Raw genomic sequence first — 20,020 nt, forward strand, 5'->3', positions numbered from 1 at the left:
AAACGGACTTAGACGAGAGTGCTCTTGTAGTACTGCTTGACGCGTTCGGTCAGCTGGTAGCCGCCGCCGCGTTCCGGTGGCGGCTTGGGCGCCACGGCCGGTTGCGCACTCATCTGCTGGACGGCGGAAGGCACGATCGCGACAGCGGCTGCGGCGGCCCCGACGGTGGCGGCCCCGGCGAACATCGAGCGGCGCGACAATTTGTTCTGGCTCATACGGACTCCTGATGTTCCCGGCTTAGGAACGCAATTGCATATCGATCGAATGTAGCCGCCCGCATGGTGCCCCGCAAGCATGCAAACACTGGGAAATTCCTGATGCGCTCGCTGCACTGCAACATTGCGCTGCGCTAATCGAGCATGTCGAAGGCCTGCGCCTCGACCTCCAGGAAGGCATGGGTGAAGCGCGCCAGCGCTGCGTAGAAGGCGGCCTTCGGATGGCCGCCGATGGCATCGCACAGGGCCGGCGCCCAGGGCTGCAGATGGGCGGCGAAGAACTCGCGCTGCCGTGTCAGATTCGCCACCGCCACGTCGTCGCCGGCAATCAGGTAGCGCATCACTTCGCTCAGGTAGGCGATGTGGTCTTCCGTGTCGGTCATCGCCTCGTCGCGCGCCAGCCCCAGCGCGGCCAGGTCAGAGCGCAGCTTGACCAGCGGCCGCTCGTTGAGGAAGCCGCTGAGGTAGTGCGAGCCGAACAGGTACACGTCCGGCTTGCCGACGCCGCCGAACAGCGCGTCGTACTCGCGGGCGATGGCGCCGTCGTCCAGCGCGCGGGCACTGGCCACCACCTCGCGCCACGGCTCCTCCAGAAAGCCGCCGGCCGCCGGCGCTTCGGTGGCGGCCACCCGCAGTGCCTCCAGCAATCCGGGCGCCGGCACCCCGTAGAAGAGCTGCGCCAGCAGGCCGTAGACCTCGGCGCGCGCCGTTTCCTCGTCGAGCGCCGACGACTGCGGGATGGACGTGATGGAGTTAGATGTCACCGATCTTCGCCTCGTTGTCGGCCGAGTAGATGTCGATCACCCGGCAGTCGCCGCACATCTTCAGCCGCTCCAGGGCCGCGCCCTGGAACATCGAATGGCCGGCCAGCTTGCCCAGCATGGCCTCGATCGCCTTGAGCGTGCCGAAGGGTTTGCCGCAGCGGATGCAGCCATAGGGCTGCGTCTCGTTCAGGACCCGCGCCTCCTTGCGTTCCGGCGTGAGCAGCAGGCGCGGCTGCAGCGTGATCGCGTCTTCCGGGCAGGTGCTGGCGCACAGGCCGCACTGCACGCAGTTCTTCTCGATGAAGCGCAGTTGCGGCAGCTCCGGGTTGTCCTGCAGCGCGCTGGCCGGGCAGGCGCTGACGCAGGACAGGCACAGCGTGCACTTGTCCTTGTCGACAATCACATTGCCGAAGGGCGAGCCGGCCGCCGGCAGCGCGATCGCCTCCGGCCGCTGCGGCGCCTGCTCCAGCAGGTGGTCCAGCGCCATCTCCAGCGTGCTGCGCTTTTCCTGGGCGACCGCAAAGCGCGCCGGCACCCTGGCGACCAGCTGGCGCGTCCGCGCCAGCGCCTGCAATGCGGCATCGAGTTCGCCCGGCGTGTTGGCCCACAGCAGCTGGAAGTGGGTGCCGGTGTAGCCCAGCCCGTTGACGATCGCCTGGGCGACCGCCATCTGCGCCTTCAGGCCGTCGATGTATTGCAGCGCCTCCTCGTCGGTGGCCAGCACGGCCACCTGGCTGGCGCCGAAGGCGAAGGCCGACAGCCACAGGTCGACGCCGGTGCTGGCCGTGTGCCACAGCGCCACCGGAATCACGTTGGCCGGCACACCCGCGGCTTTCTTCAGCTGCGCCGAGCGCCCTAGGCCCTCCACCAGCGCCTGTCCCTTGACCTGGCTGTGCAGCAGCAGCACGGCGTCCTTGCCGCCGGCTTGCGCATAGGTGGACAGCAGCGTGCGCCACTTCAGGCCCTGCTCGGACGCACGCGGGTACGCGTACGTGATGGCGCCGGTCGGGCACACGGTGGTGCAGGCGCCGCAGCCCACGCACAGGTTCGGATTGACCTTGATCTGCTGGCGCGACTTCTCGCTGCTGATCGCCTCGGCCGAGCAGATCTCGATGCAGGCGTTGCAGCCCACCACCTCGTTGCGGCTGTGGGCGCACAGCTTCTGCTTGTAGACGAAGAACTTCGGCTTCTCGAACTCCCCGACCAGCTCGCGCAGCCGCAGCAGCGTCTGCAGGTCCTGGCCGTCCCAGTGGAAATAACCCTGCGGCAAGGCATGGCGGGTGAAGGCCGGCGCACCGCGCAGGTCCAGCACCAGGTCGAACTGCTCGGCGTGGCTCTGGGCAACGCGTTCGAAATCGATCGCGCCGGCCACCTGGCAGGCCTGCACGCAGGCCCGGTGGTCGGTGCAGCGGTCCAGCTTCACCTGGTAGTCCAGCCCGATCGCGCCTTCCGGGCAGGCCGTGACGCAGGCATTGCAGCGGGTGCACAGGTCCAGGTCGATCGGATTGCCCTGCGAGAACTTCAGCTCGAACGCGCCCAGCCAGCCGCTGAGGCTGTCGATGCTGCCGGCCAGCACCGGCCAGCGCCGCTCCTGGGCGCCGGCGCCGCCCTGCGCGAACAGCGTCACGTCCAGCACGTCCGACACCATCGCCGCGGCACGTTCGGCCTGCGCCAGCTCGCCGATCACCAGCAGCCGGCCGCTGCTGCGGTAGGTGACGGTGGGCACCGGTTCGGCCTCCGGCAGCCGGGCCGCCGCCAGCAGCGCCGCCAGCTTGGGCATGGCCTGCGCGGCATCGCGGCTCCAGCCGCCGGTCTCGCGGATGTTGACGAAGCGGATGGTGGAGACCGCACCCTCGGTCTGTTGCGCCAGTTCGCCGAACAGGCGCTTTTCCTGGGTGCAGGCGACCACCACGTCGGCGCCGGTCCTGATCGCGGCCTGGAAGGCGCCGGCTTCGCGCCGGCACAACGTCGAGTGGAGCGTCAGCTCCTCATGCAGCGCCGCCCCCAGGGTCTTTTCCTGGAGGGGCATGGTCTTGTTGCAGTCGCAGATCAGGGTCGTCATCGGGCGATGGGGGTACTACTGTGGGCTCGGCCGACTGTGCCACGGATTCGGCGCCGGGGTCATCAGCAGCTTCCCTCCCGGCGGCCGCCTGTCGCCGGGCGGCCTCCTCGGCCTCCTGCTTTTCCTCTTCGTCGAACAGCCCCAGGAATTTCGCGCTGGCCAGCTGGCGCAGCATGGACTTGGGGATCGGGTCGGGCTGCGAGTAGTCGTCGATGTAGGTGTCCAGCCGGTCCATCACGTTGAAGTGCGGATCGCTGAACAGCTTCTTCATCGCGGCGTTGCGCACCTCGGGCGCGACGCCGCGGGCGGCGAACGGCCGGAAGTCCGATTCGGCGGTCAGGGCCTGCGCGTCGTCGAGCGTGAGCGGGGGCGCTTCGGCCGGCGCTTCGGCCGGCGCGGCGGCCGGCGGCGCGACGGCGGCCGGCTCGGTGGCGGCGGCTGCAAGCGCAGCCTCCGGCGGCGGTTGCGGCTCCATCGGCAAGGGCTTGCCGTCCCTGGCATCGAGCTTGCGCCTGGACCAGCGGCCCAGGAACCCGTCAGCCATTGCCGCCGCCCCCGAATTTCTTCACCGTGCTGACGCTGGCCGGATTGCCGAAGCGGTCTTCCAGCCGCTGGAAGCTCTGCGGGCGCTGGCGCTTCTTGGGCTCCAGCACGTGGTGCTGCTCGACGAAGACGCGCAGCCATTGCACCACCCCTGGCGGCGCCGGCACCTGCTCCACCGTTTCCTGGGCGTCGAGCCAGCGGCCGGCGTCGTGGTAGCTCAGCGTGACCATGGTCGGGCGCGCCAATGGCTCGGGCGCGATGGTCGGCTCTTCCTCCATGCGCCACAGCACGAACCAGCCCGGCGTGTCGGTCGTCGCGTTGAGGTAATAGCCCTCGGCGTCGTCGCGGAACAGTTCCACCAGGAAGCCCGGATGCAGCCACAGCTCCTCGCTTTCGGTCTTGTGCAGCAGCCGCGGCTCGCTGCCGAAACCCGGCTCCTGCGCCACCACGTCGTCCAGGATCCAGCGCCACGGCTGCCAGCGGTTGTCGATGCGCTCACGGCGCATGACCACGGCGACTTCGATGCTGGGGCGGGGTTCCATGGGGAAAATCGTAACAGCACCGGCGCGCTTCACATTTCTTGACACCGCTTGCGTAAAGTGGCGCCGATGAAGTCCCTCCATTCCCTGCTCGCGGCCGGCGCGGCCGCGCTCATGCTGGCCAGTTGCGGCGGCGGTTCGGGCGACGCCGGCAGCGGCGGCACGCCGGCCGGCCCGCCGGCCCCGCGCCCCACCGGCACCCTGCTGCAGGATCCGCCGGCCATCACCGCGAGCCTGAGCGCCGGCGACCTCAGCGCGCAGATGCGCAACGGGCCGGCGCGCGACCAGACGCTGCTGCTGCTGGCCGGCGAGCCGATCTGCGACGTCCAGGTGCGCTACCTCCAGTACGCGACCACCGGCGGCGCCGGCGAAGCCACCACGGCCTCGGCCGCGCTGATGACGCCAGGCGGCAGCGATTCGCGCTGCACCGGCGCCCGGCCGATCCTGCTGTACGCCCACGCGACCCATCCGGAAAAGAGCTTCAACCTGGCGCGGCTCACCGACAACACCAATCCGGCCTACACCGAGGCCCTGAGCGTCGCGGCGATCTTCGCGGCCCGCGGCTACATCGTGGTGGCACCCAACGACGCCGGCTACGACAGCTCCACGCTGGGCTACCACCCCTTCCTCAACGCGCAGCAGCAGTCCTCGGAAATGCTGGACGCGATGGCGGCGGCCCGCACCGCCATGGCCGGCATCACGCCGCAGGTGGTCCCCAGCACGCAGCTGTTCCTCACCGGCTATTCGCAGGGTGGCTATGTCGCGCTGGCCACCGAGCGCGCGCTGGAGGCGGCCGGCGTCAGGGTCACGGCCTCGGCACCGATGTCCGGCCCCTACGCCGTGCTCAAGGAACTGGACGACAACTTCGCCGGCCGGGTCCATGTCGCTTCCACGCTGTTCGCCTCGTTGCTGGCCACCAGCTACCAGCGCGCCTACGGCAACGTCTACGCGACGCCGGCCGACCTGTACGAGAGCAACTACGTCACCGGCATCGAGAGCCTGCTGCCGGGAACGGACACCACCACCCTGTCGCGCACCGGCAAGCTGCCAGAGTCGGCGCTGTTCAGCGCCACCCCGCCGCAGGCGCCGGCCGGCTCGCCGGCCAGCCTGCAGGCCACGCTCAACGCCTGGACGCCGCCGACCAACACCGGCATGGACGCGATCTTCGCCCGCGGCTTCGGCCCCGGCAACTTGTTCACCAACAGCTTCCGGCTGGCCTACCTGCAGGACCTGATCGCGCACCCGGCCGACCCGGCCTTCGGCCTGCGCGTCGACGCCAAGGCCAACGACCTGCGCGGCTTCATCCCGAAGGCGCCGGTGCTGCTGTGCGGCGGCTCGCAGGACGCGACGGTCTCGTACGACAACAACACGCGCGCAATGGCGCAGTCCTGGAACGCCCTGGTGCCGCCGCGGGTGCTGGTGCTGGACGTGGACGACAGCTCGCCGTCCACCGCCGACCCCTTCTTCACCGAGAAGGTCAACTTCACGCTGCTCAAGGAAGCGACCCGGCTGCAGGCCCGGGCATCGGGCGACGATCCGGACTGGACGCTGGCGCGCAACTACCACGCCGCGGTGTTCCCGTTCTGCGCCTCGGCGGTCGGCAAATTTTTCGCCAGGTTCTAGGAATAAAGCGCCGGGCCCTTGCGTCTGCCCCTGTGAGCCCGTGCGGCTCACGGCTTCGGTCCAACCACTGACACTGAGGGGCAACATGACAACCACCAAACTCCTGGCCGGCCTGCTGCTGGCCGGCGCCTGCGGCCTGGCGGCCGCCGATGCATCGGTCAAGCTGGTCAACGGCGCGATGGTCGCCGGCAACGGCATGACGGTCTACACCTTCGACAACGACAAGTCGCCCGGCGCCAGCATGTGCAGCGGGCCGTGCGCGGCGCTGTGGCCGCCGGTGATGGTGGCGGCGGGCGAGCAGCCGTCGCCGCCCTACAGCGTGGTGACGCGCACCGACGGCGGCAAGCAGCTGGCTTACAAGGGCAAGCCGCTGTACCTGTACAAGGGCGACCAGAAGGCGGGCGACCGCACCGGCGACAACTTCAAGGACGTCTGGCACATTGTGAAAGACTGATTTCCCGCCGCCGGCGGCGAGAGCGCGCCATCGAGCCCATGCAAGCCGACCAAGACCAGCTGCTGCCCTGGGTGCCGCGGCTGCGCCGCTACGCCCGCGCGCTGGCGGCCAACCGCGACGACGCCGACGACCTGGTGCAGGACACGCTGGAGCGCGCCTGGGCCCGGTCCTCGCTGTGGCGCGGGGTCGCCGACATGCGGGCCTGGCTGTTCAGCACCATGCACAACCTGCACGTGGACGGCGCGCGGCGGCCCCGGCTGCAGCTGGTGGCGCACGACGGCGAGCTGCCCGACACGGCGGCCGCCGGCGGGCCGGCCGACCGGCTGCTGCTGCTGGACCTGCAGGCGGCGCTGGAGCAGTTGCCGCTGGAGCAGCGCGAGATCCTGCTGCTGGTGGCGCTGGAGGACATGAGCTATGCCGAGGTGGCGCAGGCGCTCGGCATCCCGCTGGGCACCGTGATGTCGCGGCTGGCGCGCGGCCGCGAGCGGCTGCGCAGCCTGCTGGAGGGGCGGCCCGGGCCGGTCCGCCTGAAGGTCGTCAAATGAGTTTTCGCCCATGAACGCCGCGCCGCCCCATTCCCCGGTGACCGAATCGGAGCTGCACGCGCTGGTCGACGGCCAGCTGACGGCCGAACGCCGGCAGGAGGTGGAAAGCTACCTGGCCGGCCGGCCGGAGGAAGCGGCCCGCGTCCAGAGCTACCGCCGGCACAAACACGAACTGCGCGCGCTGTTCGACCCGGTGCTGGGCGAGGCGCTGCCGGCGCGGCTGCAGCGGGCAGCCCGGCCGCCCCGGCCCTGGTCGCTGCAGCGGGCCGCGGCCGGCCTGGCGATCGCCCTCGTCGGCGGCGCGATCGGCTGGGGCCTGCGCGGCAGCATCGGCACCAGGGCCGCCGTGGCGCTGCTGCCCGAGCGCGCCGCCATGGCCCATGCCGTCTACAGCCCCGAGCCGCGGCGCGCGGTGGAGGTCAGCGCCGACCAGGAAGACCAGCTGGTCACCTGGCTGTCCAAGCGGATGGGTGCGCCGATGAAGCCGCCGCACCTGCAGGCGCTGGGCTACACGCTGGAGGGCGGCCGGTTGCTGCCCGGCGGCCAGGGGCCGGTGGCGCAGTTCATGTACCACGACCCGGCGGGCGCGCGGCTGACGCTCTACGTCTCGCGCGAACTGCCGGGCGCCGAGGCCGCCGGCAAGGGCCGGCAGGACGTGGCGTTCCGCTTCGCGCGCGAAGGCCAGGTCAACGTCTTCTACTGGGTCGACCCGCCCTTCGGCTATGCGATCTCGGCCGGTGCCGGCCAGTCCGAGCTGGCGCGGGTCTCGGCGGAGGTCTACCGGCAGCTGGCGGCCGCGCGCTGAGGGTAAATACCGGACTGGCTTTTTCTGCCGCCGGCAGGACACTTGCACCGGCAGCAGACCGACCGCTGTCCAGGAGAGAAACCCATGCGCAACACCCACCCATTCGACGCCGGCCGCCGGCGCCTGCTCGCCGCGTCCGCCGGCGCCCTCGCCGCCGGTGCGGCCGGACCGAGCTTCGGCCAGGCCACCGTGGAGATGCCCTTCGCCAACGGCCACCGCAACCTGGTCGCGTTTCCGGAGAAGCGGCCGCTGATCGTGCTGACCACCCGGCCGCCGCAGCTGGAGACGCCGTTCGAGGTGTTCAACCAGGGCATCGTCACGCCCAACGACGCCTTCTTCGTGCGCTATCACAACGCCGGCATCCCGACCTCCGTCGATGCCGACAAGCACGTCATCAAGATCGGCGGCAACGCCGTCGGCAAGCCGTTCGAGCTCACGCTGGCGCAGCTGCGCACCGAGTTCAAGCCGCAGGAATACCTGGCCGTGAACCAGTGCTCCGGCAACAGCCGCGCGCTGTTCAACCCGCGCGTGACCGGCGGCCAGCTGGGCAACGGCGCGATGGGCAACGCGCGCTGGACCGGCGTCGCGCTCAAGGACGTGCTGGCGCGGGCGCAGCTCAAGGACAGCGCGCGCCAGGTGACCTTCAACGGCCTGGACACCGGCGTGTTCGGCGGCGGCGACTTCGTCAAGTCGATCGACGTCAACCACGCGCTGGACGGCGAGGTGATGCTGGCGTGGCTGATGAACGGCGCCGACCTGCCGATGCTCAACGGCTACCCGGTCAAGCTGATCGTCCCGGGCTACTACGGCACCTACTGGGTCAAGCACCTGTCGGAGATCGAGGTGATCGACCACACGTTCGAGGAGTTCTGGATGAAGCCGGCCTACCGCGTGCCGGACAACGACTGCGCCTGCATCGAGCCGGGTACGGCGCCGGCGGCGACCCGGCCGATCGGCCGCTTCACGGTGCGCTCGTTCATCACCTCGGTGGCCGACGGCGGCCGCGTGCAGGCCGGCAGCCCGCTGGCGGTGCGCGGCATCGCCTTCGACGGCGGCCAGGGCATCCGCGAGGTGGCCTGGTCGGCCGACGGCGGCCAGAGCTGGCGCGAAGCCAAGCTGGGGGCCGACATGGGCCGCTATTCGTTCCGCGAATTCACCTTCGGCTTCACGCCCACCCGGGGCACCCACGACCTGCGGGTGCGGGCCTGGAACCGCTCCGGCGCCAGCCAGCCGATGGAGGCGCTGTGGCAGCCGGCCGGCTACATGCGCAACGTGGTCGAGTCGGTCAAGATCAACGCTGCCTGAGGAGCCCGCCATGACAACCCACAGCAAGGTCCTCCTCGCAGCCGCCATCGCCGCACTGGCGCTGGCCGCAGGCGGCAGCGCGAATGCCGCCGCCAAGACCATCCAGCTGCCGCCGGACCCGGTGCAGCTCAAGGCCAGCGCCCTGCCCGGCTACGCCAAGGCGCAGGCCAACTGCGTTGCCTGCCATTCGGCCGAGTACATGCTGTACCAGCCGCCCAACGCACCGCGGCCCTACTGGGACGCGATGGTCAAGCGGATGAAGGCCGTGTTCAAGGCGCCGATCGACGACGCGGACATGCCGGCCATCGTCGACTACCTGGCGAAGACCTACGGCAACGAGCAGCCGAAATAGGCTTCAGTGGAAGAACTTGGCCGCGCCTAACAGCGTGCGGTAGACGCCCCAGGCGAGCGGGATGCCCACCACCAGCCAGGCCAGCACCACTTTGATGGTGGGCGTGCGCTCGTCGCGGGCCATGCCCGCCGTCCCCGATTCCTGGACCAGCGCCTTTTCGTGCGCCAGGCGCTTCTCCTCGGCCAGCTCGGCATCCGTCATGAACCACTTGTCGTTCAGCGGCCGCACCAGCAGGTTGCAGATGAGGCCGACGAGCAGCAGGCCGACCAGGATGAACATGGTCTGGTTGTAGACCTGCGCACGCGGCAGGCCCAGCCCCAGCTGGTACTCGCGCATGTAGTTCACCACCACCGGGCCCACGATGCCGGCGGTCGACCAGGCAGTCAGCAGACGGCCGTGGATGGCGCCGACGAACTGCGTGCCGAAGATGTCGGCCAGGTAGGCCGGCACGGTGGAGAAGCTGCCGCCGTACATCGACACGATGATGCAGACCGCCAGCACGAAGGCCAGCTTGCTGCCGGCCGCCGCCGAGCCCGGCAGGCTGGCGTAGAGCAGCATGCCCAGCATGAAGAAGATGCTGTAGGTCATCTTGCGGCCGAACTTGTCGGACATGCTGGCCCAGAAGAAGCGGCCGGCGATGTTGAACAGCGACACCAGTGCGGTGAAACCGCCGGCGACAGCGGCGATCGCCAGCAGCTGCGACTTGTCCAGCTCGCCGAATTTCTTGGCGACGCCGATCAGGTTGCCGCCGAACACTTCCTGCAGCATGGGCGACGCCATGCCGATCACGCCGATGCCGGCGCTGACGTTCATGGTCAGTGCCAGCCAGATCAGCCAGAACTGCGGGATGCCCCAGACCTTGTTCACGTGCACGTGGCGCTGCGTGATCATGGCGTTGTTGCGTTGCGTCACCGGCGGGGTCCAGCCGGCCGGCCTCCAGTCCGTCGCCGGCACGCGGTAGCCGAAGGCCCCGCCCAGCATGAAGACGAAATAGACCAGCGCCAGCACGACGAAGGTCTCCAGCACCCCGGTGGTGGTGGGCGTGGCGAAGTGCTTCATCAGGTCCACGGCCAGGGGCGAGCCGATCATCGCGCCGCCGCCGAAGCCCATGATGGCCATGCCCGTGGCCATGCCGCGGCGGTCCGGAAACCACTTGATCAGCGTCGACACCGGCGAGATGTAGCCCAGGCCGAGTCCGATGCCGCCGATCACGCCGGAGCCGAGAATCATCAGCCAGAACTGGTGCAGGTGGATGCCCAGGGCGGAGATCAGCATGCCGCCGCACCAGCACAGGGCCGCCACCACGCCGGCCTTGCGCGGGCCGGCGCGCTCCAGCCAGCCGCCCCACAGGGCAGCGGCGCAGCCCAGGAACACGAAGAACAGCGTGTACATCCACCCGAGGGTGGCGACGGTCCAGTCGCAGTTGGTGGCAAACATCTCGGCGAAGAAGCCGATGCCCTTGCACGACTGCGCACCGGCGCCGGCCGTGGCCAGCGTCTTGGACAACGGCAGCCAGAACACCGAGAAGCCGTAGGCCATGCCGATGCAAAGGTGGATTGCCAGCGCCGCCGGCGGCACCAGCCAGCGGTTGAAGCCGGCGCCGGCAATGATGCGTTCCTTGTCGAGGAAACCGGGCGAGGCGTCGCCGAGGGGCAGGGGAAGAACACTGGACACTCTGTTGTCTCCTTGTAATAGCTGTAATCGCTCTACTGGCGGGAGGAGTGTCTGGGCCACCAACTTGGGCGGTCAAATTCGATTTGAACATCGCCTCATTCAGCGATTGAATGAAACTGGGGTCTCCCCGAGGGGGAGGAGTCCGGAGCGGCTCTCTGCGCGCCGACCGCTACGCCATCAGCAGGCCGGAATGGGCGGCGGTCAGGCGCAGCCAGCCTTCGTCCTGCGCCAGGGCCAGCGCCGCTTCGAGTGCCCGCGACGGGCGCACGCCGGCGTGCGCCATGAAGCCGATGGGCGTGCGGATGACGGGGTCCACCAGCGGCAGCGCCTCCAGTTCGCGGTAGCCGCGCACGGCGCCCACCAACGCGCCCGGCATCACGCTGGACACGCTGCCGGCGACCACGCTCAACGCCAGGGTGAGAATGGAATTGGTCTCGAAGGCCGGCACGATCGGCACGCCGGCGGTGACGAAGGCGCTGTCGATGATCGTCCGGTTGTGCATCTGCGGGCCCAGCATCGCCATCGGCTCGCGCGCCGCGTCCGCCCAGCGGATCGGGCTGCCGATCTGCAGGCAGTCGGCGTGCGGCTTGTCGGCCCGGCGCAACAGGAAGTAGTGCTCGGTGAACTGCGGCCAGGCATTGAGCTGGACGTCGCGCAGCGACATGCGCTCGGTGTAGCCCAGCGCCAGGTCCAGCGACAGCGTCTCCAGCCCGGTTTCCATCTCCTGCGAGCTGAGGGACAGCACGGTCGGGACGATCCCGGGGTGCTTGGCCTGCAGGATGGCGGCGAAGCGCGCCAGCACCGGGATGGCGGTCGGCACGGCGCCCATGCGCAGCGGGCCGCGCGGCCGGTGCAGCTCGCTTTCCAGCTCCTGGCGCAGCAGGTTGTGTTCGTGCAGCATGCGCTGGGCCGTCGCCAGCACCCGGTCGCCCTCGGGCGTGAGGCCGACATAGTTGCGGCCCCGCTTGACGATCACGACCTTGAACTCGTTCTCCAGCGCGCGCATGGCGTTCGACAGTGCCGGCTGGGTGATATGGCAGGCCGCGGCGGCGCGGCCGAAATGGCGATGCTCGCTGAGCGCCACCAGATAGCGCATGGAAGCCTGCAGGTTCATCGCGCGCGCCTAGCCGGTGGCGGCCGGCAAGCGCTGGTGCAAGACCTCGGGCTGCAGCGGCAAGGTCTTGTGGCAGTCGCAGATCAGGGTTGGCATGGTCGTCGGTCGCGTTGCTGCATGTTCGGTCCGGACGCCAGACTGTGCCACGCTTTCCCGCCGGGCCGCATCCGCAGCAACCCCCGACTCGCCCGCTGCGCTCTACGGCGATTGCCGGGGGCTCAGGTGTCCTTGCTGATCTTGATCGACGGAAACTTCGAGGAGAAATCCTTGGCCTTGGCCGCGATCTTGATCGCCACCTGGCGCGCCACGGCCTTGTAGATGCCGGCCACCTCGCCGTCCGGATCGGCCACCACGGTGGGCTTGCCGCTGTCGGCCTGCAGCCGGATCTTGATGTCCAGCGGCAGCGCGCCGAGGTAGTCCATCGCGTAGTCGGCCGCCATCTTCTTGCCGCCGCCCTCGCCGAAGATGTGCTCCACGTGGCCGCAGTTGCTGCAGATGTGGACCGCCATGTTCTCCACGATGCCCAGGATCGGCACGCCGACCTTCTCGAACATCTTGATGCCCTTCTTGGCGTCCAGCAGCGCGATGTCCTGCGGCGTGGTGACGATCACCGCGCCGGTCATCGGCACCCGCTGCGACAGCGTCAGCTGGATGTCGCCGGTGCCGGGCGGCAGGTCGACGATCAGGTAATCCAGGTCCTTCCAGTTGGTCTGGCGCAGCAGCTGCTCCAGCGCCTGGGTGGCCATCGGGCCGCGCCAGATCATCGCCTCGTCCTGGTTGACCAGGAAGCCGATCGACATCACCTGCACGCCGTAGTTCTCCAGCGGCTCCATGGTCTTGCCGTCGGACGACTCGGGCCGGCCGTCGATGCCCATCATCATCGGCTGGCTGGGGCCGTAGATGTCGGCGTCCAGCAGGCCGACCGAAGCGCCCTCGGCCGCCAGCGCCAGCGCGAGGTTGACCGCGGTGGTGCTCTTGCCGACCCCGCCCTTGCCGGAGGCGACGGCGATGATGTTCTTCACGCTGGGCAGCAGGGCGACGCCGCGCTGCGCCGAGTGCGCCACGATCTTCATCGTGATGTTGGCCGAGACGTTGGCCACGCCCGGCACGCCCCGCGCCGCCGCGACCAGCGCGCTGCGCAGGGCCGGGATCTGGCTCTTGGCCGGGTAGCCGAGTTCGACGTCGAAGGAGACGTCGGCACCGTTGACCTGCAGGTTCCTCAGAACCTTGGTGCTGACGAAATCCTTGCCGGTGTTGGGATCGGTGACGGCCGCGAGGGCCGTCAGAAGCTGTTCCTGGGTCGCCATGGGTCTTGTTCCTGTTGCGGGGTGCAGTGTAACGACGTCGCCTAAAATGCCCGGTTCCCCTCTGGAAATGCCCCCAATGCCCGCACCGCGCAAGCTCTTCGTCACCACCGCCCTGCCCTACGCCAACGGCAAGTTCCACATCGGCCACATCATGGAATACATCCAGGCTGACATCTGGGTGCGGCACCAGCGGATGCAGGGCAGCGAGGTCAACTTCGTCGGCGCCGACGACGCCCACGGTGCCCCGATCATGATCGCGGCCGAGAAGGCCGGCAAGACGCCGCAGCAGTTCGTGGCCGACATCGCGGCCGGCCGCAAGGAATACCTGGACGGCTTCCACATCGCGTTCGACAACTGGCATTCCACCGACGCGCCGGAGAACCACGCGCTGGCGCGGCAGATCTACCTGGACCTGAAGGCCAGCGGCCTGATCCAGACCCGCACCATCGACCAGTTCTTCGACCCCGAGAAGGGCATGTTCCTGCCGGACCGCTTCATCAAGGGCGAGTGCCCCAACTGCCACAGCAAGGACCAGTACGGCGACAACTGCGAGGTCTGCGGAGCGGTGTACGCGCCGACCGACCTGATCAACCCCTATTCGGCGCTGTCGGGCGCCACGCCGGTGCTGAAAAGCTCGGAGCACTTCTTCTTCACGCTGTCGGACCCGCGCTGCGTGGAATTCCTGGAGCGCTGGACCCAGGACGGCCGGCTGCAGCCGGAAGTGGCCAACAAGGTCAAGGAATGGTTCTCGGTGCGCGAGAACGCCGACGGCAGCAAGAGCGAGGGCCTGGGCGACTGGGACATCTCGCGCGACGCGCCCTATTTCGGCATCGAGATCCCGGACGCGCCGGGCAAGTACTTCTACGTCTGGCTGGACGCGCCGATCGGCTACCTGGCCTCGCTGAAGAACTTGCTGGACAAGCGCGGGCAGGACTACGACGCCTACATGGCCGACCCGGCGCTGCAGCAGGTGCACTTCATCGGCAAGGACATCGTCACCTTCCACACGCTGTTCTGGCCGGCGATGCTCAAGTTCAGCGGCCGCAAGACGCCCGACAGCATCTTCGTGCACGGCTTCCTGACGGTGAACAACGGCGAGAAGATGAGCAAGAGCCGCGGCACCGGCCTGGATCCGCTGAAGTACCTGTCGCTGGGCATGAACCCGGAGTGGCTGCGCTACTACCTGGCAGCCAAGCTCAACTCGCACAACGAGGACATCGACTTCAATGCGGACGATTTCATGGCCCGCGTCAACGCCGACCTGATCGGCAAATACGTGAACATCGCCAGCCGGACCGCGGGTTTCATCACCAAGCGCTTCGCCGGCAAGCTGGGCAAGGAGGATCCGCAGGCCGAGGCCATGCTGGAGTCCGCGTTCACGGCCGCACACGAGATCAAGGCGCTGTACGAGGCGCGCGAATTCGGCAAGGCGATCCGCGCCATCATGGCCCTGGCGGACCAGGCCAACCTCTATGTCGACCAGAAGGCCCCCTGGCTGATCGCCAAGGACAGCAGCCGCGACGCCGAACTGCACATGGTCTGCACCACGGCCATCGGCCTGTTCAAGAACCTCACGGTCATGCTGGCTCCGGTGCTCCCCAGCCTGGCCAGCAGCGTCGCGAAATGGCTCGCCGCCGATGTCCATCAATGGGACAACTGCTACGTCAAGCTGGCCGAAGGGCATGAAATCAATCCCTACCAGCACCTGATGCAGCGCGTGGAAGCCAAGCAGTTGGATGCGCTGTTCGAGCCGCCGGCCGATGCGCAGGTGGCCGCGCTCCAGCCTGCCTCCGAGGCGGCTGAAGGCGGCAAGCCGGGCGGCGAGGCGATCGCCCCGGCGATCGGCATCGACGATTTCATGAAGATCGACCTGCGGATCGCGAAGATCGTCAACTGCGAAGCGGTGGAGGGCTCGACCAAGCTGCTGCGCCTGACGCTGGACGTGGGCGAAGGCAGGATGCGCAACGTGTTTTCCGGCATCGCCTCGGCCTACCAGCCGGCCGACCTGGTCGGCAAGCTCACGGTGATGGTGGCCAACCTGGCGCCGCGCAAGATGAAGTTCGGCGTCAGCGAAGGGATGGTGTTGGCCGCCAGCGACGCCGACGACAAGGCCGGCGGGATTTACCTGCTCAACCCCTGGCCCGGCGCGCTGCCGGGCATGCGCGTGCGCTAAGCTGGCGGCATGCGCTGGCTGCCTGCGATCCTTGCCTGTGCGGCCCTTCAATCGGGCTGCGCCGTGGTGGCCGTGGCCGACACCGCGGCCACCATCGCGGTCAAGGGCGTGGGCCTGGCGGCAGACGCGGCGATCGGCACGGTCCGGATCACCGGCAAGGCCGTCGGCGCGGTGGCCGACGCGGTGATCCCGGGCAAGGACTGACGCCTCAACCCGGACGGATGTCCAGCAACAACGGCGGGCTGGCGACGGCCACCAGCAGCAGCGCGATCGGGATGGTGGCGCTGAACCCCATCGCCTTGAACGCCAGCGCGCCGACGATCCCGCCCAGGAAGAACAGGCCCAGGATGGTGCCGTGGATGAACAGCTTGTCGCGGTTGGCCCGGACGAAATGGATGTCGTTGCGGTGCCGGGTGCGGTTCCAGTAGATCAGCCGGCCCAGCTCGATCCCCAGGTCGGTCACCACGCCGGTCATGTGGGTGGTCCGGATCTCGGCCTGCGAGATCTTGGTGACGATGGCGTTCTGCAGGCCCATGATGAAACACAGCAGCAACACCGTCGCCGGCACCAGCAGGTAGGCGAACGCGGCCAGGTTGGCGCCCACCAGGCCGAACACCAGCAGCAGCCCCGCCTCCAGCAGCAGCGCCAGCGCGTACTTGCTGCGCAGCTGGCGCCGACGGGCCCAGTTGATCAGCACTGCGGTGGTCGCGGCGCCGCTGGTGAAGGCAGCCAGCAACACCAGTCCGGCGATCGCCAGGCCGATGGCGCCAGTGGCCACGTCGTCGGCCACCGCCGAAATGATCCCCGTCATGTGCGAGGTGTAGCGGTGCACCGCCAGGAAGCCGCCGGCGTTGACGGCGCCGGCCACGAAGGCCAGCACCGCGCCGAGTTGCCGGTTGGCACGGCGGGTGCGATGCCTGGAGGTGAGGCCGTGCAGGAACTGGATCGGCATGGGGGGTGTGTTGCGCCTTAGGTCGATGACGAGGTCGGGCCGGGACGGCAGCGCCGCACCGCCGTCAGGATGCCGCGCAGGATCTCGATCGGCGGCGGCGGGCAGCCCGGCACCGTGAGGTCCACCGGGATGACGTTGGCGACGCCGCCGCAGCTGGCGTAGCTCTCGCCGAAGATGCCGCCGTCGCGCCCGCAATCGCCCACGGCCACCACCAGCTTGGGCTCGGGCGTGGCCTCGTAGGTGCGGCGCAGCGCCTGCTCCATGTTGCGCGAGACCGGCCCGGTCACCAGCAGCATGTCGGCATGGCGCGGGCTGGCCACGAACTTGATGCCCAGCCCCTCGATGTTGTAGTACGGGTTGCCCAGCGCGTGGATCTCCAGCTCGCAGCCGTTGCACGAGCCCGCGTCGACCTGGCGGATGGTCAGGGCCTGGCCCAGGATCTCCAGCAGCTCGCGCTGGATGCGCTCCGACTCGACGCGCAAGGCGTCGCTGGACTGCGGCGGCGCCTCGGTGGACATGCCGGTGCGGGCGATCTGCTTGAAGATGTTCCACATGGCGGCGGTTCAGGGTTGGGATGGGGTCACAGGTCGTGCCCCGAGTAGCTGAGGTTGAAGGACTTGTTGATCAGCGGGAAGTCCGGGACGATGTTGCCGATCACCGCGTGTTCCAGCACCGGCCAGTTCTGCCACGAGGGGTCGTGGCAATGGCAGCGCCGCACCCGCGCCGCGCCGTCCTGCCATTCCAGCTCCAGCGCGACCAGCACCTCGCCGCGCCAGCCCTCGACCCAGCCGGCGCCGATCGCCGGCCCCGGCTGCAGCAGCACCTCGGTCGCGAACGGGCCGGCGGGCAATCCCAGGGCGATGGCGCGCAGCAGCCGCAGCGACTCGAACACCTCGTCGAAGCGCACGGCCACCCGCGCGGCGACATCGCCGCGGGACTGGCTCGCCACCTGCACGGCCAGGGCGTCGTACGGCGGCCAGGGCTGGTCGCAGCGCAGGTCGCGTTGCAGGCCGCTGGCGCGGGCCGCCAGGCCCGTCAATCCGAGCCTGGCGGCGAGGTCGGCGCCGACCCGGCCGGCGCCGGCGAAGCGGTCCTGCAGTCCGGCGTGCTCGTCGAACATGCTGCGCAGGTCGTTGACTTCGCGCTCGATCGCCGTGCACTGGGTGAGCAGCCGGTCGAGCGCCGCGGCGCCGAGGTCGCCGGCGACGCCGCCGGGCAGCACGCAGTCCATCATGAAGCGGTGGCCGAACAGGTCGTTCGACAGGCGCAGCCAGTCTTCCTTCAAACGGGAGAACTGCGCCAGCGCGATCCCCAGTCCGGCGTCGTTGCCCACCGCGCCGAGATCGCCGAGGTGGTTGGCGACCCGCTCGCGCTCCAGCATCAGCGCGCGCAGCCATTGCGCCCGGGGCGGCACCTCGCAGTGGGCCGCGGATTCCAGCGCCATGCACCAGGCCCACGCATAGGCCACCGTCGAATCGCCGGACACCCGGCCGGCCAGCCGGTGTCCCTGCAGCGGCGGCAGTTGCGTGAAGCGCTGCTCGGTCCCCTTGTGCGTGTAGCCCAGTCGCTGCTCCAGCCGCAGCACTTTTTCGCCGACGACGGAGAAGCGGAAATGGCCGGGCTCGATGATGCCGGCATGGACCGGGCCGACCGGGATCTCGTGCACGCCGTCGCCCTCGACCCGCACGAAGGCGTAGTCGTTCACCGGCGCTCCATCCACCGGGGTGCTGGCCCGACCGGGATAGCGCAGCGGCACGGCGCCGGCCGGCCAGCCGCCATGGTTCAACCATGGACGGGTGTCGGTGGCGAAGGCGGCGCGCACACCGCACAGGTCCTGCGCCGCCCGCTGCATCCGCGACGCCGCGGGAAACGCCGGCGCCAAATCGGGATACTGCGGATCGTCCGGCACCAGCGGCAGTTCCAGCCACACCAGGCCGCGCGCCACTGCATAGGCGCAGCACACGGTGGGCCGCAACGGTTCACCCCCGCCCGAGCCCCAGACCGCAACCAGCCGCCCGCCCGCCTGCGCCACGGCGGCGGCGCTGGCCTGCCAGCCGGCGGCATCGACCACGCCGTGCCAGATCGGCAGCACGCCCGGCAGGCGGGTGACGTCGGCGAAGATCTCCGGAATGTCCATCAGCCCCCCAGCATCCGTGCCGCCTGCCGGTACCAGGTGTCCAGGTAGGGCGGGATGTACAGGCCCAGCATCAGGCCCAGGCCCAGATGCGCGAACACCGGCAGCAGCGCCGGCGAATGGGCCAGCGGCTTGACGTTGGTTTCCCCGAACACCATCGGCAGGACCCGGGCGAACACCGACGCGAATGCCACGGCCAGCGCCAGCAGCAGCAGCGGCGTGGTCCAGGGCTGCTCGCGCATGGCGGTGGTCAGGATCAGGAACTCGCTGGCGAAGACGCCGAACGGCGGCATGCCCAGGATCGCCAGCGACCCCAGCATCAGGCCCCAGGCCACCGTGGGACTGACCTTGATCAGGCCGCGGATGTCGGCCATCACCTGCGTGCCCGCCTTCTGGCAGGCGTGGCCGACGGCAAAGAAGATGGCGGACTTGACCAGCGAATGCACCGTCATGTGCAGCAGCCCGGCGTAGTTGGCGACCGGGCCGCCGAGGCCGAAGGCGAACGTGATCAGCCCCATGTGCTCGATCGACGAATAGGCGAACATGCGCTTCACATCGCGCTGGCGCGACAGGAAGAACGCCGCCACCAGCACCGACAGCAGGCCGAAGGCGATCATCAGCTGGCTGGCCAGCGCGCTGTGCAGGGCACCGTCGGTCAGCACCTTGCAGCGCAGCACCGCGTACAACGCCACGTTCAGCAGCAGGCCCGACAGCACGGCCGACACCGGCGTGGGGCCCTCCGCATGGGCATCGGGCAGCCAGTTGTGCAGCGGCACCAGGCCGACCTTGGTGCCGTAGCCGATGAACAGGAAGGCGAAGGCCAGCGTGATGATGTTCGGGTCCAGCTGCGCCTTCACCGCGGCCAGGTTGGTCCACAGCAGGCCGCCGCCCTCGCGCCCCAGCACCCGCTCCGACGCCATGTGCAGCAGCACGGTGCCCAGCAGCGCCAGCGCGATGCCGACACCGCACAGGATGAAGTACTTCCATGCCGCCTCCAGGCTGGCGGCCGTGCGGTACACGCTCACCAGCAGCACGGTGGTGAGCGTCGCCGCCTCCATCGCCACCCACAGGATGCCCATGTTGTTGGTGGTCAGCGCCACCAGCATGGTGAAGCTGAACAGCTGGTACATGCTGTGGTACAGGCGCAGCCGCGGCGGCGTCATCTTGCCGTGGTCGCGCTCCACCCGCATGTACGGGCGCGAGAAGATGGCGGTGGTCAGGCCGACGAAGGCCGTCAGCGTGACCAGGAAGACATTGAGCGGATCGATGAAGAACTGGCGATTCGCGGCGAACAGCGGCCCGCCGGAGACCACCTGCACGGTCAGCACGCAGGCGGCCAGGAAGGTGCCCAGGCTGAAGCCGACGTTGGTGTCGCGGGCCCGGTCCTGGTGGCCGGTCAGGGCCAGCACCGCGCTGCCCAGCACCGGGATGCCCAGGACGAAGTAGAGCGCGTTGATCA

General features: G+C 69.3%; 20 protein-coding genes. 8 read left to right on the plus strand and 12 right to left on the minus strand.

Features of this window, described 5'->3' with window-relative positions; genetic code table 11:
* Nucleotides 1–8 precede the first annotated feature (8 nt).
* The 5 genes from ACFPOE_RS12055 to ACFPOE_RS12075 form a co-directional block, all read right to left on the minus strand.
* Nucleotides 9–215, minus strand: a complete 207-nt coding sequence (locus ACFPOE_RS12055) for a formate dehydrogenase (RefSeq protein ID WP_376850326.1) — start codon at nucleotides 213–215, stop codon at nucleotides 9–11.
* 134 nt (nucleotides 216–349) lie between these two features.
* Nucleotides 350–979, minus strand: coding sequence for a TorD/DmsD family molecular chaperone (locus tag ACFPOE_RS12060; protein ID WP_376850327.1), 630 nt, complete (start codon nucleotides 977–979; stop codon nucleotides 350–352).
* The gene (locus ACFPOE_RS12065) at nucleotides 969–3,041 is read right to left on the minus strand and encodes a 4Fe-4S binding protein (RefSeq protein ID WP_376850328.1); all 2,073 of its coding nucleotides are present in this window, start codon (nucleotides 3,039–3,041) and stop codon (nucleotides 969–971) included. Before ACFPOE_RS12065 ends, ACFPOE_RS12060 begins: the two co-directional genes overlap by 11 nt.
* Nucleotides 2,968–3,585 (minus strand): DUF3306 domain-containing protein, encoded by a 618-nt coding sequence (locus ACFPOE_RS12070; protein WP_376850329.1) that lies wholly within the window; start codon nucleotides 3,583–3,585, stop codon nucleotides 2,968–2,970. The genes ACFPOE_RS12065 and ACFPOE_RS12070 overlap by 74 nt, the downstream gene beginning before the upstream one ends.
* Nucleotides 3,578–4,126 (minus strand): DUF3305 domain-containing protein, encoded by a 549-nt coding sequence (locus ACFPOE_RS12075; RefSeq protein ID WP_376850330.1) that lies wholly within the window; start codon nucleotides 4,124–4,126, stop codon nucleotides 3,578–3,580. Before ACFPOE_RS12075 ends, ACFPOE_RS12070 begins: the two co-directional genes overlap by 8 nt.
* A 66-nt stretch (nucleotides 4,127–4,192) precedes the next feature.
* Between ACFPOE_RS12075 and ACFPOE_RS12080 the strand changes: the two genes are divergently transcribed.
* From ACFPOE_RS12080 to sorB, 6 genes are all read left to right on the plus strand, one after another.
* Entirely contained in the window at nucleotides 4,193–5,746 is a 1,554-nt protein-coding gene (locus tag ACFPOE_RS12080) for a prolyl oligopeptidase family serine peptidase (protein WP_376850331.1), read from the plus strand.
* A gap of 85 nt (nucleotides 5,747–5,831) precedes the next feature.
* Nucleotides 5,832–6,200: a COG4315 family predicted lipoprotein gene (locus ACFPOE_RS12085; protein WP_376850332.1), complete on the plus strand. Its 369-nt coding sequence runs from the start codon at nucleotides 5,832–5,834 to the stop codon at nucleotides 6,198–6,200.
* A gap of 38 nt (nucleotides 6,201–6,238) precedes the next feature.
* Complete coding sequence (locus tag ACFPOE_RS12090; RefSeq protein ID WP_376850333.1) at nucleotides 6,239–6,745, plus strand: RNA polymerase sigma factor; 507 nt, start codon at nucleotides 6,239–6,241, stop codon at nucleotides 6,743–6,745.
* Between the two features lie 10 nt (nucleotides 6,746–6,755).
* Nucleotides 6,756–7,550 carry an anti-sigma factor family protein gene (locus tag ACFPOE_RS12095; protein WP_376850334.1) on the plus strand — a complete coding sequence of 265 codons (795 nt, stop codon included), beginning with the start codon at nucleotides 6,756–6,758 and terminating at the stop codon, nucleotides 7,548–7,550.
* Between the two features lie 84 nt (nucleotides 7,551–7,634).
* Nucleotides 7,635–8,855, plus strand: coding sequence for a SorA family sulfite dehydrogenase catalytic subunit (sorA, locus tag ACFPOE_RS12100; protein ID WP_376850335.1), 1,221 nt, complete (start codon nucleotides 7,635–7,637; stop codon nucleotides 8,853–8,855).
* 10 nt (nucleotides 8,856–8,865) lie between these two features.
* Entirely contained in the window at nucleotides 8,866–9,207 is a 342-nt protein-coding gene (gene sorB / locus ACFPOE_RS12105; protein ID WP_376850336.1) for a SorB family sulfite dehydrogenase c-type cytochrome subunit, read from the plus strand.
* A 3-nt stretch (nucleotides 9,208–9,210) separates the two neighbouring features.
* Here the strand turns inward: sorB and ACFPOE_RS12110 are convergent, their stop codons facing one another.
* The 3 genes from ACFPOE_RS12110 to apbC form a co-directional block, all read right to left on the minus strand.
* A complete protein-coding gene (locus tag ACFPOE_RS12110; RefSeq protein ID WP_376850337.1) occupies nucleotides 9,211–10,881 on the minus strand; it encodes an OFA family MFS transporter in 1,671 nt (556 codons plus the stop codon).
* A gap of 169 nt (nucleotides 10,882–11,050) precedes the next feature.
* A complete protein-coding gene (locus ACFPOE_RS12115; RefSeq protein WP_376850338.1) occupies nucleotides 11,051–11,995 on the minus strand; it encodes a LysR family transcriptional regulator in 945 nt (314 codons plus the stop codon).
* A 218-nt stretch (nucleotides 11,996–12,213) separates the two neighbouring features.
* Nucleotides 12,214–13,302, minus strand: a complete 1,089-nt coding sequence (gene apbC, locus ACFPOE_RS12120) for an iron-sulfur cluster carrier protein ApbC (RefSeq protein WP_376850339.1) — start codon at nucleotides 13,300–13,302, stop codon at nucleotides 12,214–12,216.
* A gap of 76 nt (nucleotides 13,303–13,378) precedes the next feature.
* On the opposite strand from apbC, the gene metG reads away from it, so the two are divergent.
* Both metG and ACFPOE_RS12130 read left to right on the plus strand, forming a co-directional pair.
* Complete coding sequence (metG, locus tag ACFPOE_RS12125) at nucleotides 13,379–15,475, plus strand: methionine--tRNA ligase (RefSeq protein ID WP_376850340.1); 2,097 nt, start codon at nucleotides 13,379–13,381, stop codon at nucleotides 15,473–15,475.
* A 9-nt stretch (nucleotides 15,476–15,484) separates the two neighbouring features.
* Nucleotides 15,485–15,679: a hypothetical protein gene (locus tag ACFPOE_RS12130; RefSeq protein WP_376850341.1), complete on the plus strand. Its 195-nt coding sequence runs from the start codon at nucleotides 15,485–15,487 to the stop codon at nucleotides 15,677–15,679.
* A 4-nt stretch (nucleotides 15,680–15,683) separates the two neighbouring features.
* Here ACFPOE_RS12130 and ACFPOE_RS12135 read toward each other — a convergent pair whose 3' ends face one another.
* Genes ACFPOE_RS12135 through ACFPOE_RS12150 form a run of 4 tightly spaced genes read right to left on the minus strand, consistent with a single transcriptional unit; the run spans nucleotide 15,684 to nucleotide 20,018 of the window.
* Nucleotides 15,684–16,427, minus strand: a complete 744-nt coding sequence (locus tag ACFPOE_RS12135) for a YoaK family protein (protein ID WP_376850342.1) — start codon at nucleotides 16,425–16,427, stop codon at nucleotides 15,684–15,686.
* Between the two features lie 17 nt (nucleotides 16,428–16,444).
* Entirely contained in the window at nucleotides 16,445–16,981 is a 537-nt protein-coding gene (locus ACFPOE_RS12140; protein ID WP_376850343.1) for an NADH-quinone oxidoreductase subunit B family protein, read from the minus strand.
* Between the two features lie 26 nt (nucleotides 16,982–17,007).
* Nucleotides 17,008–18,564, minus strand: a complete 1,557-nt coding sequence (locus tag ACFPOE_RS12145; protein ID WP_376850344.1) for a hydrogenase large subunit — start codon at nucleotides 18,562–18,564, stop codon at nucleotides 17,008–17,010.
* Nucleotides 18,564–20,018: a hydrogenase 4 subunit F gene (locus tag ACFPOE_RS12150; protein WP_376850648.1), complete on the minus strand. Its 1,455-nt coding sequence runs from the start codon at nucleotides 20,016–20,018 to the stop codon at nucleotides 18,564–18,566. The genes ACFPOE_RS12145 and ACFPOE_RS12150 overlap by 1 nt, the downstream gene beginning before the upstream one ends.
* Nucleotides 20,019–20,020 lie beyond the last annotated feature (2 nt).

It is taken from the genome of Caenimonas terrae (assembly GCF_042655405.1).
Lineage (GTDB): Bacteria > Pseudomonadota > Gammaproteobacteria > Burkholderiales > Burkholderiaceae_C > Ramlibacter > Ramlibacter terrae_A.

Coding starts and splice junctions, on each gene's coding strand:
- ACFPOE_RS12055 (WP_376850326.1), bottom strand. CDS start 215: ATGAGCCAGAACAAATTGTCGCGCCGCTCGATGTTCGCCGGGGCCGCC.
- ACFPOE_RS12065 (WP_376850328.1), bottom strand. CDS start 3,041: ATGACGACCCTGATCTGCGACTGCAACAAGACCATGCCCCTCCAGGAA.
- ACFPOE_RS12070 (WP_376850329.1), bottom strand. CDS start 3,585: ATGGCTGACGGGTTCCTGGGCCGCTGGTCCAGGCGCAAGCTCGATGCC.
- ACFPOE_RS12075 (WP_376850330.1), bottom strand. CDS start 4,126: ATGGAACCCCGCCCCAGCATCGAAGTCGCCGTGGTCATGCGCCGTGAG.
- ACFPOE_RS12080 (WP_376850331.1), top strand. CDS start 4,193: ATGAAGTCCCTCCATTCCCTGCTCGCGGCCGGCGCGGCCGCGCTCATG.
- ACFPOE_RS12085 (WP_376850332.1), top strand. CDS start 5,832: ATGACAACCACCAAACTCCTGGCCGGCCTGCTGCTGGCCGGCGCCTGC.
- ACFPOE_RS12090 (WP_376850333.1), top strand. CDS start 6,239: ATGCAAGCCGACCAAGACCAGCTGCTGCCCTGGGTGCCGCGGCTGCGC.
- ACFPOE_RS12095 (WP_376850334.1), top strand. CDS start 6,756: ATGAACGCCGCGCCGCCCCATTCCCCGGTGACCGAATCGGAGCTGCAC.
- sorA (WP_376850335.1), top strand. CDS start 7,635: ATGCGCAACACCCACCCATTCGACGCCGGCCGCCGGCGCCTGCTCGCC.
- sorB (WP_376850336.1), top strand. CDS start 8,866: ATGACAACCCACAGCAAGGTCCTCCTCGCAGCCGCCATCGCCGCACTG.
- ACFPOE_RS12115 (WP_376850338.1), bottom strand. CDS start 11,995: ATGAACCTGCAGGCTTCCATGCGCTATCTGGTGGCGCTCAGCGAGCAT.
- apbC (WP_376850339.1), bottom strand. CDS start 13,302: ATGGCGACCCAGGAACAGCTTCTGACGGCCCTCGCGGCCGTCACCGAT.
- metG (WP_376850340.1), top strand. CDS start 13,379: ATGCCCGCACCGCGCAAGCTCTTCGTCACCACCGCCCTGCCCTACGCC.
- ACFPOE_RS12130 (WP_376850341.1), top strand. CDS start 15,485: ATGCGCTGGCTGCCTGCGATCCTTGCCTGTGCGGCCCTTCAATCGGGC.
- ACFPOE_RS12135 (WP_376850342.1), bottom strand. CDS start 16,427: ATGCCGATCCAGTTCCTGCACGGCCTCACCTCCAGGCATCGCACCCGC.
- ACFPOE_RS12140 (WP_376850343.1), bottom strand. CDS start 16,981: ATGTGGAACATCTTCAAGCAGATCGCCCGCACCGGCATGTCCACCGAG.
- ACFPOE_RS12145 (WP_376850344.1), bottom strand. CDS start 18,564: ATGGACATTCCGGAGATCTTCGCCGACGTCACCCGCCTGCCGGGCGTG.